The sequence below is a fragment of the Nocardia sp. NPDC005998 genome, assembly GCF_040614395.1.
Lineage (GTDB): Bacteria > Actinomycetota > Actinomycetes > Mycobacteriales > Mycobacteriaceae > Nocardia.
Genome location: NZ_JBEXUI010000005.1, coordinates 1 through 14,757 on the forward strand (window position 1 = coordinate 1; position 14,757 = coordinate 14,757).

The 14,757-nt window shown below is 65.8% G+C and carries 13 protein-coding genes and 1 pseudogene; 10 read left to right on the forward strand and 4 right to left on the reverse strand.

Annotated elements, in window-relative coordinates; genetic code table 11:
* Together ABZ293_RS10020 and ABZ293_RS10025 are read left to right on the forward strand one after the other, a co-directional pair.
* Window positions 1-185 (forward strand): annotated as a pseudogene (locus ABZ293_RS10020) (ABC transporter permease); the annotation flags it as partial.
* A 528-nt stretch (window positions 186-713) separates the two neighbouring features.
* Window positions 714-1,478: an adenylate/guanylate cyclase domain-containing protein gene (locus ABZ293_RS10025; protein WP_354957455.1), complete on the forward strand. Its 765-nt coding sequence runs from the start codon at window positions 714-716 to the stop codon at window positions 1,476-1,478.
* Between the two features lies 1 nt (window position 1,479).
* Here the strand turns inward: ABZ293_RS10025 and ABZ293_RS10030 are convergent, their stop codons facing one another.
* A complete protein-coding gene (locus ABZ293_RS10030) occupies window positions 1,480-1,623 on the reverse strand; it encodes a hypothetical protein (protein WP_355179138.1) in 144 nt (47 codons plus the stop codon).
* A 470-nt stretch (window positions 1,624-2,093) separates the two neighbouring features.
* Between ABZ293_RS10030 and ABZ293_RS10035 the strand changes: the two genes are divergently transcribed.
* From ABZ293_RS10035 to ABZ293_RS10065, 7 genes are all read left to right on the forward strand, one after another.
* Window positions 2,094-3,806, forward strand: coding sequence for an acyclic terpene utilization AtuA family protein (locus ABZ293_RS10035; protein WP_355179140.1), 1,713 nt, complete (start codon window positions 2,094-2,096; stop codon window positions 3,804-3,806).
* Window positions 3,803-4,981, forward strand: coding sequence for an acyl-CoA dehydrogenase family protein (locus ABZ293_RS10040; RefSeq protein WP_355179142.1), 1,179 nt, complete (start codon window positions 3,803-3,805; stop codon window positions 4,979-4,981). The genes ABZ293_RS10035 and ABZ293_RS10040 overlap by 4 nt, the downstream gene beginning before the upstream one ends.
* Complete coding sequence (locus ABZ293_RS10045) at window positions 4,978-6,576, forward strand: carboxyl transferase domain-containing protein (RefSeq protein WP_355179144.1); 1,599 nt, start codon at window positions 4,978-4,980, stop codon at window positions 6,574-6,576. Before ABZ293_RS10040 ends, ABZ293_RS10045 begins: the two co-directional genes overlap by 4 nt.
* Before the next feature lie 10 nt (window positions 6,577-6,586).
* Entirely contained in the window at window positions 6,587-8,737 is a 2,151-nt protein-coding gene (locus tag ABZ293_RS10050; protein WP_355179146.1) for a biotin carboxylase N-terminal domain-containing protein, read from the forward strand.
* Window positions 8,734-9,894, forward strand: coding sequence for an acyl-CoA dehydrogenase family protein (locus tag ABZ293_RS10055; protein WP_355179148.1), 1,161 nt, complete (start codon window positions 8,734-8,736; stop codon window positions 9,892-9,894). The genes ABZ293_RS10050 and ABZ293_RS10055 overlap by 4 nt, the downstream gene beginning before the upstream one ends.
* 67 nt (window positions 9,895-9,961) lie before the next feature.
* The gene (locus tag ABZ293_RS10060) at window positions 9,962-10,744 is read left to right on the forward strand and encodes an enoyl-CoA hydratase family protein (RefSeq protein WP_355179150.1); all 783 of its coding nucleotides are present in this window, start codon (window positions 9,962-9,964) and stop codon (window positions 10,742-10,744) included.
* Between the two features lie 4 nt (window positions 10,745-10,748).
* On the forward strand, window positions 10,749-11,366 hold the full coding sequence (locus ABZ293_RS10065) for a TetR/AcrR family transcriptional regulator (RefSeq protein ID WP_355179152.1): 618 nt from the start codon (window positions 10,749-10,751) through the stop codon (window positions 11,364-11,366).
* A gap of 105 nt (window positions 11,367-11,471) precedes the next feature.
* Here the strand turns inward: ABZ293_RS10065 and ABZ293_RS10070 are convergent, their stop codons facing one another.
* The 3 genes from ABZ293_RS10070 to ABZ293_RS10080 form a co-directional block, all read right to left on the reverse strand.
* Window positions 11,472-12,110 carry a Uma2 family endonuclease gene (locus tag ABZ293_RS10070; RefSeq protein ID WP_355179154.1) on the reverse strand — a complete coding sequence of 213 codons (639 nt, stop codon included), beginning with the start codon at window positions 12,108-12,110 and terminating at the stop codon, window positions 11,472-11,474.
* 146 nt (window positions 12,111-12,256) lie between these two features.
* Window positions 12,257-13,288: a hypothetical protein gene (locus tag ABZ293_RS10075; protein WP_355179156.1), complete on the reverse strand. Its 1,032-nt coding sequence runs from the start codon at window positions 13,286-13,288 to the stop codon at window positions 12,257-12,259.
* 40 nt (window positions 13,289-13,328) lie between these two features.
* Window positions 13,329-13,721: a hypothetical protein gene (locus ABZ293_RS10080; protein WP_355179158.1), complete on the reverse strand. Its 393-nt coding sequence runs from the start codon at window positions 13,719-13,721 to the stop codon at window positions 13,329-13,331.
* A 232-nt stretch (window positions 13,722-13,953) separates the two neighbouring features.
* Between ABZ293_RS10080 and ABZ293_RS10085 the strand changes: the two genes are divergently transcribed.
* Window positions 13,954-14,736 (forward strand): NAD(P)H-binding protein, encoded by a 783-nt coding sequence (locus ABZ293_RS10085; protein ID WP_355179160.1) that lies wholly within the window; start codon window positions 13,954-13,956, stop codon window positions 14,734-14,736.
* Window positions 14,737-14,757 lie beyond the last annotated feature (21 nt).

The following is a 14,757-nucleotide window of genomic DNA, read 5'->3' on the forward strand; positions in this document are numbered from 1 at the left end:
TCGGCAGCTTCGGGCGCAATGTGCAGCCGTTCCTGCCCTTCGCGAACGCGAGCCACTTCTACAGCGCCACCGAATCGACGGCGAACTGGCACTGGGGACCGTGGGGCAGCCTGCTCTACTTCGCCGCCTTCGTCGCGATCGTCTTCGGCGCCGCGCTGTTCGTGGTCAACCAGCGCGACGCCTGATATCGGCTACCCGAGTTGCCCTCCCTCGCCACTCGGGTGATGGGCGCCGACCTTGTCGGGAGGTCCGCGCGCCCGGTGCACCGTTCGCCACTGCCCGGCGGACGGTGTCATCGGCCCGGTGTGTGAATCCCCTTCCACACCGGGCCGATGCGTATTTCGGGATAATCCGGGCGACATTTGTGAATATCCAGAAAACTGTGATTTGCGTCGCTTCCATCGGGAGGCGATGCTCGTTACGCTCGGGAACAGCAACCAGTGAGTTATCTATCGGTGGACCCGCTGAAGTGCCCGCTGAGTCTGATCTAGGGGTGGCAGATGGCGGTAATAAGTAGCCCGCCGACGGTTGGTCGGCTGAGATACGCTCGGGGCGTGACCGAAACACCTTCCGGCGGTGCAGCGCCCGCGTCGGAGCCGGAGGACGAGGGCGGTGTTGCGCCCGAGGTGTCCATCCCCTTGGTGCCCGCCGATGAGGACGACACACCGCGGCGTTCCGGTTCGGGATTTCCTCGCGGGCAGCTCTCCGCACTGATGAATGCCGCGAACCAGCGGCCGGACCTCATCGGTGCCCTGCGCAAGGCGCGCGAACAGCTGCCCGGTGACCCGTCTTTCGGTGACCCACTGTCGGTTTCGGGTCCGGGCGGTGCGCGTGCAGTTGCGCGTGCGGCGGACAAGTTGGTCGGAGATGCGCCGAGTGCGGCCAGGGAAATCGGCTTCGGCGCATTGCAGGTCTGGCAGGCCGTGCTGGAGCGCGTTGGCCGCGGACATGGTAGCGAAGAAATAACTGTGATGTTCACCGATCTGGTGGCGTTCTCGAGTTGGTCGCTCTCAGCGGGCGATGAGGCGACCCTCGAACTGTTGCGGGTGGTAGCCAAGGCCATCGAACCGCCCATCGCCGATCGCGGCGGTCAGGTGGTCAAGCGTATGGGCGACGGTGTGATGGCCGTATTCACCTCGGCCGATCGCGCATTGCGCGCCGCCGTACAGGCCAAGCGCAATCTGGCCGAGGTCGACGTGCGCGGCTATCGGCCGCAGATGCGGATCGGCCTGCACACCGGCACGCCGCGCGAGATCGGCGGCGACTGGCTCGGAGTCGATGTCACCATCGCCGCGCGGGTGATGGAGGCCGGAGGCAATGGCAACACCATGCTGTCGGAGGCCACGTTGCAGTCGCTGGCGCCGGAGACGTTGGGGGAGCTCGGATTCGTGGTCAAGCCGTACCGCCGCAGCTTCTTCGCGGCGCCGTTGAGCGGTGTACCCGAGGACCTGCGGATCTTCCGGCTGTCGAAAGGCTGATCTACATCAACCACAGGGCCGCGCCGGCGGCCGCGAGTACGCCGAGTACCGCGAGGGCGATGGCAAGCGGCCGGGTGGTCTTCCAGGTGGTGTAGGCCCCGCCGAGGAGGAATCCGGCCAGGGCGAACAGGATGACGGAGGGCATTCGCCCATTCTGTATCTATGGCCGCGCCTTCGGCGCGGCGGGTTCGCGGCCCCGAAATGTCAGCATCGCGTAGCGATTCGATGAGGGGTGGTGGTCGGGCGACGGGTGGGCGAGACGGGCCGCGAACGGTCGCTCGTAAGACTCGCTCCCTTGTGGTCGCCTCGAGCGGGTAGTTCGGCGCCTGAGGTGTGCCGCCCGGTGGTCGAGGTTCGTGCTTGCTGCGCGTGCGCTTCGATGACTCGGACGTGAGATGGGCCGCGAACGGTCGCTCGTAAGACTCGCTCCGTGGTGGTCGGTTGTCGGGTATGGCTGCCGCATCGAAGCGTGGTGTCCAGTTTAAGCAATTAACAAGCACGCGTGCTTGCTTTTTTCTGGATCGAGTGTGATGCTGGACCCGGGAACGCGGACTCCACCGGCGGCGCAACGCGGCGCGCTGGGACGGTTCGCCGCACAGGAGGGCCTTCCAGCTGATGAGTATGCTGGCCGCCGATCCGGAGCTGATCCGAATCGGCAACTGTTCCGGGTTCTACGGTGATCGGCTCAGCGCCATGCGGGAGATGCTCGATGGCGGGCAGCTCGATGTGCTCACCGGGGACTATCTCGCCGAGTTGACCATGCTGATCCTCGGCCGCGACCGGATGAAGGATCCGAGCCTCGGCTATGCCAAGACCTTCGTCCGGCAGATCGAGGACTGCCTCGGGCTGGCGCTGGAACGCAATGTCCAGATCGTCACCAATGCCGGTGGACTCAATCCGGCCGGGTTGGCGGAGAAGCTGCGCAAGGTCGCCGCGGATCTCGGCTTGGACGCCAAGATCGCCCATGTCGAGGGGGACGACCTGCTCGGCCGGGCAGGCGAACTCGGCCTCGGTGCGCCGCTGACCGCCAATGCCTACCTCGGTGCCTGGGGCATTGTCGAATGTTTGAACGCGGGCGCGGATATCGTGGTCACCGGACGGGTCACCGACGCCTCGGTGATCGTCGGCCCCGCCGCCGCCCATTTCGGTTGGGGGCGAACCGATTACAACCAGTTGGCCGGTGCGGTGGTGGCCGGACATGTCATCGAATGCGGCACCCAGGCCACTGGCGGCAATTTCGCATTCTTCACCGAATTGGCCGATCTGGGCCGCCCCGGCTTCCCGATCGCCGAGGTGCGCAGGGATGGCAGCAGTGTCATCACCAAACATCAGGGCACCGGCGGTGCGGTCACCGTGGATACCGTTGCGGCGCAGCTGATGTACGAGATCCAGGGCGCGCGTTACGCGGGGCCCGATGTCACGGCGCGGCTGGACAGCATCGAGCTGAGTTCGGACGGCCCCGATCGGGTGCGGATCGGCGGTGCGACCGGCGAAGCGCCGCCGCCGCAGCTGAAGGTCTCCCTCAATACGCTCGGCGGCTTCCGCAATGAAATGGAGTTCGTCCTCACCGGACTCGATATCGAGGCGAAAGCCGCACTCGCACAACGACAGCTGGAGTCTTGGCTGCCCGTGCGGCCCGCCGAGCTGACCTGGACGCTGGCGCGACTGGACCGGCCGGATGCCGAAACCGAGGAGCAGGCCAGTGCCCTGCTGCGCTGTGTGGTTCGCGATCCGGATCCGAACAAGGTCGGTCGTGGCTTCTCCAATGTCGCGGTCGAGTTGGCGTTGGCCAGTTATCCGGGGACCAACTTCACCAGTCTGCCCGGCAATGGATCGCCGTACGGTGTGTACACGCCGGGATTCGTCGACGCCGCCGAGGTGCCGCATGCGGCGGTGCTGCCGCAGGGCACCCGCGTCGATATCGAGCCAGCGTCGGATACCAGGGAATTGGCCGAGGTCGCCGCACCCGAGCTGCCGGAACCGTTGCCCGCCAGCGAAACTCGCCGCGTCCCGCTCGGCACGATCGCACTGGCGCGCAGTGGCGACAAGGGCGGCAATGCCAATATCGGCGTGTGGGTGCGCACCGATGAACAGTGGCGCTGGCTGGTGCATGCGCTCACGGTCGAGCGGCTCGAGCAATTGCTGCCCGAGGCCGCGCCGCTGACCGTCACCCGGCATGTGCTGCCGAATCTGCGTGCCGTGAACTTCATTATCGAAGGTCTGCTCGGGCAGGGGGTGGCCTATCAGGCCCGATTCGATCCGCAGGCCAAGGGGCTCGGCGAATGGCTGCGCTCGCGTCATATCGATATCCCGTTGGAGTTGTTATGAATTCAGTACCGCGAAGCGATTCGGGTGGGAACCCGTGGAATACGCCGGAGCGTCGCGAATTGCGCTCGACTGTACGAGGTTTCGCCGAGCGGGAAGTCCTCCCGTATCTCGACGACTGGGAGCGCGATGGCGAGATTCCGCGCGAACTGCACAAGAAGGCCGGAGCGCTCGGACTGCTCGGCATCCAATTCCCGGAATCCGCGGGCGGTTCCGGCGGTGACGGCATCGACGCCATGATCGTCTGCGAAGAGATGCACCAGGCCGGTTGTTCCGGTGGTCTGTTCGCCTCCCTGTTCACCTGCGGTATCGCGGTGCCGCACATTGTCGCCTCGGGCAATGCGGATCTGATCGAACGCTTCGCGCGCCCGACCCTGGCCGGGGAAAAGATCGGTTCGCTCGCCATTACCGAACCGGGTGGCGGTTCCGATGTCGGCCATCTCACCACGACCGCGCGCCGCGATGGCGACCACTACATCGTCAATGGCGCCAAGACCTACATCACCTCGGGTGTGCGGGCAGATTTCGTGGTGACCGCGGTGCGCACGGGTGGCCCTGGCTCCGGCGGGATTTCGCTGCTGGTGGTGGAGAAGGGCACGCCGGGATTCACCGTCAGCCGCAAGCTCGACAAGATGGGCTGGCGCGCCTCTGATACCGCCGAACTGTCCTATGTGGATGTCCGGGTGCCGGTGGAGAATCTGGTCGGCGCCGAGAATTCCGGTTTCTATCAGATCGCGGGCGCCTTCGTCAGCGAACGCGTCGGCCTCGCGGTGCAGGCGTATTCGCAAGCGCAGCGCTGTCTGGATCTGACCCTGGAATGGGTGCGCAATCGACAGACCTTCGGCCGCCCGCTGATCAGCAGGCAGGCCGTGCAGAATACGGTGACCGAAATGGCCCGCCGCATCGATGTGGCCCGGGTCTATACCCGAGATGTGGTGCGGCGCAGTGCAGATGGGGAAACCGATCTGATCGCCGAGGTGTGCTTCGCCAAGAACACCGCCGTCGAGGCGGGCGAATGGGTGGTCAACCAGGCCGTGCAGCTCTTCGGCGGCCTCGGCTATATGAGCGAATCCGAGGTCGAGCGGCAGTACCGCGATATCCGCATTCTCGGCATCGGCGGCGGCACTACGGAAATCCTTACTGGCTTGGCCGCGAAACGATTGGGGTACCAGTCTTGACGACATTACGAACCACGCTCGATACCGCGTCGCCGGAATACGCGGCCGCGGCCGCGGCCATGACCGCCAAACTCGGTGAGGTCGAGGTCGAATTCGCCAAGGCCATCGCGGGCGGCGGCCCGGATAAGCTGGCCCGGCACCGCAAGCGCGGCAAGCTGACCGCGCGCGAACGCATCGAATTGCTCATCGACGAGGATTCGCCGTTCCTGGAGCTGTGCCCACTGGCCGCATGGGGCAGCGACTTTCATGTCGGTGCCAGCGTGGTGTGCGGAATCGGCATTGTCGAGGGCGTCGAATGCATGATCGTCGCACCGGATCCGACCGTGCGCGGCGGTACCTCGAATCCGTGGACACTGCGCAAAAACCTGCGCATGAACGATATCGTCATGCAGAACCGGCTACCGGTGATCGGCCTGGTCGAATCCGGCGGCGCGGATCTGCCGACGCAGAAGGAAGTCTTCGTGCCCGGCGGGCGGATGTTCCGGGATCTCACCCGGGCGTCCGCGGCTGGAATCCCCACCATCGCCTTGGTTTTCGGCAACTCCACCGCCGGTGGCGCATATGTCCCGGGTATGTCGGACTACACGGTCATGATCAAGGAGCGCTCCAAGGTATTCCTCGGTGGACCGCCGCTGGTCAAGATGGCCACCGGCGAGGAGTCCGATGACGAATCGCTGGGCGGCGCGGATATGCATGCGCGCGTCTCGGGTCTGGCCGATTACCTGGCGGTCGACGAACAGGACGCGATCCGCATCGGCCGCTCGATCATCAAGCGGCTGAACTGGAAGAAGCAGGGGCCCGCGCCCCGCGCCGAGGTGATCGAACCGCGCTACGATCAGGAAGAGCTGCTCGGCATCGTTCCGTCCGATCTGAAGATTCCGTTCGACCCGCGTGAGGTGATCGCCCGCGTTGTCGACGGTTCGGATTTCGACGAGTTCAAACCGCTCTACGGCGGCAGTCTGGTCACCGGATGGGCGGAACTGCACGGCTATCCGGTCGGCATTCTCGCCAATGCGCGCGGTGTGCTGTTCTCGGAGGAGTCGCAGAAGGCGACCCAGTTCATCCAGCTCGCCAACCAGTCGAATACGCCACTGCTGTTCCTGCACAACACCACCGGTTACATGGTCGGTAAGGAATTCGAGCAGAAGGGCATAATCAAGCACGGCGCGATGATGATCAATGCGGTCTCGAACTCGAAGGTGCCGCATATTTCGCTGCTGATGGGCGCGTCCTACGGTGCGGGGCACTACGGCATGTGCGGTCGCGCCTACGACCCGCGGTTCGTTTTTGCCTGGCCCAGTGCGAAATCCGCCGTTATGGGCGGTGCGCAGCTGGCCGGAGTGATCTCGATCGTGGGCCGGGCAGCCGCGGAGGCCAAGGGCATTGCGTTCAACGAGGAGGCCGATGCCGGGATGCGCGCGATGGTGGAGGCGCAGATCGAGGCCGAATCGCTGCCGATGTTCATGTCGGGGCGGCTCTACGACGACGGCGTGATCGATCCCCGCGATACCCGCACGGTATTGGGAATGGCCTTGTCCGCCATCCACAATGCCCCAGTCAAGGGCGCCGAGGGCTTCGGCGTCTTCCGGATGTGAAGGGCCGAACATGACAGCATCGCGTAGCGATTCGGTGAGGGGCGGTGGCCGGGTGACGGGTGGGCTCAGCAATGTTCTGGTCGCCAACCGGGGTGAGATCGCCCGCCGGGTATTCGCCACCTGCCGCCGCATGGGTATCGGCACGGTCGCGGTCTACTCCGACGCGGATGCCGCGGCACCGCACGTCGCGGAGGCCGATGCGGCGGTGCGCCTGCCGGGAAGCACTCCGGCGGAGACATATCTGCGCGGCGAGCTGATCATCGAGGCGGCCCTGGCCACCGGTGCCGATGCCATCCACCCGGGTTACGGATTCCTTTCCGAGAATGCCGAATTCGCACGTTCGGTGCAGGCGGCCGGACTGGTGTGGATCGGCCCGCCGGTGGAGGCCATCGAGCAGATGGGCTCGAAGGTCGCCTCGAAGAAGATGATGGACGCCGCCGGTGTTCCGGTGCTCGCCGAACTCGATCCGGCCGAGGTCACCCCCGCGCATCTGCCGGTGCTGATCAAGGCCTCCGCCGGTGGTGGCGGTCGCGGCATGCGCGTGGTGCGCGACCTCGCCGATCTGGAATCCCAGATCGCGGCCGCGCGCCGGGAAGCCGAATCCGCCTTCGGCGATCCGACGGTGTTCTGCGAGCGGTACCTGGAGACCGGCAGACATATCGAGGTCCAGGTCATGGCCGATACTCACGGCACCATCTGGGCGGTCGGCGAGCGTGAGTGCTCGATCCAGCGCCGCCATCAGAAGGTGCTAGAGGAGGCGCCGTCGCCGCTGGTGGAGCGGATCGACGCCATGCGCGCGTCAGGCCCGGAGGCACGCGGTGGGGGCCGTCAAAGCGGTACCCCGCGAGGTGTACACGCGCACGCAGGGGCCGCGCGCATGGCCGATGGACAGAGCATGCGGGAGCGGCTTTTCGAGGCTGCCAAGCTGGCCGCCGGTGCGATCGGTTACACCGGTGCCGGAACCGTGGAATTCCTCGCCGACGAGGCGGGCGAATTCTTCTTCCTGGAGATGAATACCCGTCTGCAGGTGGAACATCCGGTCACCGAATGCACCACCGGACTGGATCTGGTGCGCGCGCAGCTGGAGGTCGCGGCGGGCGGTGCCCTGGCCGCCGTCCCGCCGCCGCTGCATGGACACTCGATCGAGGTCCGGCTCTATGCCGAGGATCCGGCGCACGAGTGGCAGCCGCAGAGCGGCACGGTGCATCGGCTCGAAATCCCGTCGGTGCTCACCGAATTCGACATACTCGACCGGCCGGGGGTGCGACTGGACACCGGTGTGGTCGACGGTTCGGTTGTCGGGGTGCACTACGACCCGATGCTCGCGAAGGTCATCTCCTACGCCGAGACGCGCGCCGAGGCCGCACGCCTGCTGGCAACAGCATTGCAGCGCGCCAAGATTCACGGTCTGGTCACCAATCGCGATCTGCTGGTCCGTGTGCTGCGCCACCCCGCATTCCTCGCCGGAGACACCGATACGGCCTTCTTCGACACCCACGGATTGGACGCGCTGTCCGCACCGCTGGTCTCGGCGGCCGATGAATCGCTGTCGATCGTGGCCGCCGCACTCGCGGATGCCGCAGCGAATCGCAAGGCGGCCCGGGTCGGCGGGGGATTGCCCGCGGGCTGGCGGAACCTGCCGTCGCAGTCGCTGCACAAGTCGTATGAAAGTCGTACCAGCGGAACACATGACATCGGCTACCGTTTCACCCGCACCGGCGTCACGGTGGACGGTCACGACGGCCTCGAACTGGTAGCAGCCGGACCCGACCGGGTTGTGCTCGCGGTTCCGGGCGAACGCGGACTGGTGCGTCGGCAATTCGATATCGCCCGCTATGGGGATCTGGTCTGCGTCGATTCGCCGCTCGGACCGGTCTCGGTGCACAGGCAGCCGCGCTTCAGCGATCCGGCCGATCAGGTCGCATACGGTTCGCTGCTCGCGCCCATGCCGGGCAGCGTGATCCGGATCGGCGCCGAGGTCGGCAGCGCCGTCGAACAGGGCCAGCCGATTCTGTGGCTGGAGGCGATGAAGATGGAGCACACCATCTCCGCGCCCGCCGCAGGTGTGCTCAGTGCCCTCAATGTCACTGTCGGCCAGCAGGTCGATGTCGGCGCCCTACTCGCCGTCGTCGATCCCACCGAAATCCAGGAGAACCAATGAGCTTCATCGAAACCGACGAGCAGAAGGCGCTGCGGGCCGCGGTGGCCGCGCTCGCCGCGAAGTACAGCTACCGCGATTATGTGCTGCCAAAGGCGCGCAAGCACGAACCGCTCACCGAATTATGGGATGAGGCAGGCAAACTCGGCTTCCTCGGGGTGAATCTGCCCGAGGAGTACGGCGGCGGTGGCGCGGGCATGTACGAGCTCTCGCTGGTCATGGAGGAGCTGTCCGCCCAGGGCGCGGGCCTGCTGTTGATGGTGGTCTCACCGGCCATCTGCGGCACCATCATCACCAAATACGGCACCGACGAGCAGAAGCAGCAGTGGCTGCCCAAACTCGCCGACGGCAGCGGCAAGATGGTCTTCGGCATTACCGAGCCGGACGCCGGCTCGAATTCACATCAGATCACCACCACCGCGCGCCGTGACGGCGAGGACTGGATCCTCAACGGCCGCAAGATCTTCATTTCCGGCGTCGACCAGGCCGAGGCGGTGCTGATCGTCTCCCGCACCGAGGATCACAAGACCGGCAAGCTCAAGCCCGCGCTGTTCATCGTGCCGACCGATGCCCCCGGCTTCGTCAAGACGCCGCAGGAAATGGACATTATCGAGCCGGACCACCAGTTCACCCTGTTCCTCGATGACGTGCGGCTGCCGTCGGATGCGTTGGTCGGCAAGGAAGATGCCGCGCTGATGCAACTGTTCGCCGGTCTCAACCCGGAGCGGATCATGGGTGCGGCGATGGCCGTCGGCCTGGGCCGCTATGCCATCGAACGCGCCGTCGAGTACGCCAGGGAACGCACGGTGTGGAAGACGCCGATCGGTGCGCACCAGGGCATTTCGCATCCGCTCGCGGCGGTGAAGGTCGAGGTGGAGTTGGCCAGGCTGATGATGCAGAAGGCCGCGACCCTGTACGACGCTGGCGATGAGATGGGTGCCGCCGAGGCCGCGAATATGGCGAAATACGCTGCGGCGGAAGCCAGTATCAAGGCGCTCGATCAGGCGATCCAGACTCATGGCGGCGCTGGCCTCACCAAGGAGTACGGCCTGGCCGCCATGCTCGCCGCCGCCCGCATCGGTCGCATCGCCCCGGTCAGCCGCGAGATGGTGCTGAATTTCGTCGCCCAGTACTCGCTGGGCCTGCCCAAGTCCTACTGACACTCTCGCCCTCGTCGTCCCGGCTCCGGGCGACGAGGGCAGGGGCGGCCACTCTATAGGAGGTTCGATGCCCGAGACATCCACCGCGCCGTATGTGCGGTACGAGGTCGCCAATGGCTTCGCGACGCTCACACTCGACTCACCGCACAACCGCAATGCGCTCTCCTCGCGGTTGGTGACCGAGCTGCTGCAAGGTCTCGACGACGCCGCGGCCGACCCCGCCGTGCGCGGTATCGTGCTCGCGCACACCGGCAATACCTTCTGCGCGGGCGCCGACCTCAGCGAAGCCAGCAATGCCGATCCGGCGGTGGCCGCCGATGAGCGCACCCGCGTGATGATCGGCGTACTGCGCAGAATCGTCGAAACACCCAAGCCGGTCATTGCCCGAATCGACGGCAATGTGCGTGCAGGCGGTATGGGTATCGTCGCCGCGTGCGACATCGTTGTGGCCGGTCCCGGCAGCAGTTTCGCCCTCACCGAGGTGCGAATCGGGTTGGCGCCGTTCATGATTTCGCTGACCCTGCTGCCGCGGCTCAGCTCGCGCGCGGCCAGCCGGTACTACTTGACCGGTGAGAAGTTCGGCGCGGATATCGCCGAGCAGATCGGTCTGGTCACGGTCACCGCCGACGATCCGGTGGCGGAGGTGACCCGGCTGTGCGCGGAGCTGCGCAAGGGTTCACCGCAGGGCCTCGCCGAGGCCAAGCGACTGGTCAACACGGCCATCCTGGCCGAGTTCGACAGCTCCGCGGAGGAGCTGGCCACCCGCTCGGCGAGCTTCTTCGGCACTCCTGAGGTGCACGAGGGCATGGCGGCCTTCTTGCAGCGCCGTCCTCCGAGCTGGGCAGAATAGCGCCATGGTGACACCCCACGAACCCAAGCAGGACCGCAGCCGAGCCACCCGGCAGCGCCTGCTCGAGGCGACCATCGACTGCCTGGCCGAAATGGGCTGGGCGGCGGCCACGGTCGCGGTCGTCGCGGAACGGGCAGGGGTGTCGCGTGGTGCGGCTCAGCATCACTTTCCGACCAGGGAAGATCTGATCACCGCCGCACTCGAGTACATGTTCGACAGCCGCACCCAGCACGCCGTGGACGAGGGCAGGGTGGTGATCGCCATGGACGAAGGGATCGGCCGCACCGAGGCGGTGGTGGCCGGGCTGGTCGAGTCCTACACCAGTCCGCTGTTCAAGGCGGCGCTGCAGGTATGGACGCATGCGGCGGCCGATCCGGCGCTGCGGGAGCGAATCGTGCCGCTGGAAGCCAAATTCGGTCGCATCTCGCATCGGCGTGCGGTGGAGGCGCTCGGGGTGGACGACTCCGACCCCGTTGCCCACCACCTCGTCCAGGCCACCCTCGATCTGGCCCGCGGGCTCGGCCTGGCCGATGTGCTGACCGATGACTCGGCCCGCCGCAAGCAGATCATTTCGCAGTGGGCGGCCACGCTGCACACCGCATTGACCGCACCGCGTTGCTAGGTCGATCCGGACACCCACCCTCGGGTACGCGGATATGGCTGCGGCAATACCGCACTCGACGAACACCGGCCACCGTGGGCCGCCGTCGGGAATGACTATCCGATATCAGTCCAGGCCGACATCGAGCTGATTCCAGCTGATCGCCACGTCGAGTGGGTCGGCAACATCGACCGCTACCGCGTCACCGCGAGCCCGCAGCGACATGTTCTCCCGGACGTAGCTGCCATCGGTGGTGAGTCTCAGCATCTCGATCGATGTCGCGGGCCCGTCGTCCTGCACCATGCGCACGATCCAGTAGCAGGGGATTCCCAGCCGCGCGTACTCCGCGCGCTTTTCGACCAGATCGGCAGTCACCGTATTTGGGGACACGACCTCGACAACCAACAGCGTGTCCGACGCTGTCGGCTTCGTCTTCCACTTGCCCCGCGGCTCATCGATACCGCGGTACACAATCGCATCCGGCCGCTTGTAATGAAAAGGAACCTCGGAAACCAACATGTCGAGTTCACCACTGGCCCGCAAACAAGGCATGTCACGGGAACGCTTGGATACCGCCTCGCGCAGTGCTCCCTTGATATTGTCGCTGATCGCGACGTGGTTCGGCGACGGGGATTCGCAATGCACGATCATGCCATCGCGAATCTCGAGGGTGCGGGCTATGTCCTCGGGCATGTCCAGGTACATGGCCATGTCGACAATCGGGATCGGCGTACGCAGCCATGACCAGTCGACAGCCTCGCTCATGCCGCGAGCCTAACGTCTCGGCGGTACCCGGTCCGAGGCATCGGCACAGGCGGACATACGCCCGCATGTGGGTTGATCGAACCGGCGCAGAGCCGCGAGGTGCGTCGAGCGACGGCTCGAGCGTTTATCGGTGGGGCCCAGTCGAGCTAATCCTCGACTGGGCCCTTGTCCGGTGATACGTGCCGGAACCAGCTGGCCGCCTCCTCGGGAGTCAGTACCCGCTCCAGCGTCAGATCGCCCAGCATATTCGGGAAGAACCGGCCCGCTGGCCAATTGCGCTGGTACGGCGGCGGATCCAGGACCAGCAGGCGGGTGCCGTCGATCACCGGGATATCGGAGGGCGTGCCCTCGTTCCAGATCCAGGAGCCGTCCGGCGCGACCAGATTGAATGATCCGGTGGTGTGCACCATGCCGGGCATATCGCGGCACATGGCGACCGCCTCCGCCGTCGGTGCTTCCCCGGGAATATGCCCACCGCCGATGAGCGCATCGGCGAGCAGGGTGTGCAGTTGGAAGTTGTCACCAATGCCGGTAATCCGCATCGCGTAACCGGTGCCGGTCTCGCGGTGCAGCGCGATGAGCGCCTCGTCGTCCAGCACGATCAGCGCGTATCCGAGGCATTTGTCCCACCGGGCGGAGATCTCGCCCAGCGCATCGTGACGCTCGCGGATGATGTCGCGACCCGCCTGCCCGAACTTCTGCCGCACCGACTTGTGCTGCAACATGGCCAGACCCGCGCGGTTCCAGTCGTCCAGCGTCCACCACGACAGCGTCTGTTCGAATCCGAAGACCTCGAACAGCTCCGGGTCCAGCTCGACCTGTTCCGGGTCGGGTGCGTCGCCGACATCGGCCGCCGCCCACATTTCGGCGAATTCCTTGGCGCTGTCGAGCGTTTTCGCGAGGTTGCCGAGTACCTGGGGTGCACATGGCACCGGATCCGCACCACCCTCGACGCACGCGCCGATGAGGACCGCGATACTCGACCGCGGTCCCAGCTGCACATCGGTCAACAGGTCGGCGAGCCGCTTTCCGCCCTGTGCGAGCTCTTGTGGAGTCGCCGATTGGTACAGGCGGTGCATCTCCATATGAGCCTGTTGCTGCTCCAGCGGGTCCAGCGCGTGCACCGCCCGCTCGAAATCGAAGACGGCGTCAATGAATCGATCGGTGGTCGAGCTCATGCCTGCACGCTAACACGCTGTCACACAACGAGTTTCGTGACTAGCACAGACCTTGCTGCTGCGCGTGCCCCTCATCGAGCGCATAGGAGGAGGAACCGATGAGGACGCCGAGCAGGCCGCCGATGATCAGTCCGGGAATCGCGCCGAAAAGGAAGACGGGCAGGCCCGCGATGCCGCCGATGGTGGCGCCGAGCAGGCCGCCGAGTGCTGTCCTGAGCTCGATGCTGTCGCCGGGCGCCAGGCAGCCGTTGATCAGGTTCACCTGCGGGGTCGGTTCGGATGCCGCGGCGATCGGCTCCGACGAGGCCACCGGTGCGGCGGGCGCTGGCGATTCGACCGGTTCCGCCGATGCGTTGGCGGCGAATCCGACGGTGAGCGCGATGGCGACCAGTGCGCCGATGACGGTTAAGGCGAATCTCGAAATGCTTCTCACAGTTGTCCTGATGGCTCGGAGTTGGCGCGTGACCTGATGGCGGATTCCGACTGGGGAGTCCCGCGCGGGACTTCATCATTGCCGGAGTTCGCGGCGTGCGAAAGAGTTTCGCGTGAAAGCCTCATTAAGAGGATTTCGAGGAAGCCTGTCCGCGAGGGCATGTCACACTCGCCTATCCTGCTCCGTCGTCTCTGTGAACGCGAAACAACGCAACGAACCAGGAGCGGCAATCATGTCGAACACCAAGAAGATCGCAGTGGCCGGAGCAACCGGACGGCTGGGCCGCCACGTGGTGGATGTGCTGAACGAGCAGGGACACGAGGTGGTCGCCTTCTCCCGGGCCAACGGTGTCGATATCGAAACCGGTGCAGGACTCGTGGAAGCGCTCGAAGGGGTGCAGGTTGTCATCGACGCATCCAGCACGCCGTCCGCGGATAAGGACATCGCCAGCGAATTCTTCACCGCTTCGGCGAAGAACCTGCACGAGGCGGGCCAGAAGGCCGGTGTCGAGCGCTTGGTCGTGGTCTCCATCATCGGCATCGACAACACCGTCGCCGGTTACAACGCCGCCAAGCTGGTCCACGAGAAGGTGCTGCTCGAAGGTCCACTGCCGGTACAGATCCTGCGCGCCGCCCAGTTCCATGAACTGGTCGAGGTGATGATGCAGTGGGGCACCCAGGGCGACGTTTCCTACGTCGCGAATATGAAAACCCAACTGGTTGCTGCTCGTTCGGTCGCGGAGGCGCTGGTGGATCTCGCGGTGAATCCGCTGCCGGAGTCCTCGGCCGGCCCGTTCCCGGAAATCGCGGGTCCGCGTGCGGAGACCATGGCGGGTGCGGCTGCGCTGGTGGCCGCTCGCCGCGGCACTCCGGCCGAGGTCCGCGAGGTGAGCGACCCGGACAACGCCGACCGCGAGATCTTCGAGGACGGCACCCTGCTCGCCGGTCCGCACGCGGTCCTCGCGGGCCCGACCTTCGCGGAATGGCTCGATGCGACCGAGCCCGCGGCGAAGTAGCCCGAGCTTCGGCGACTCCGA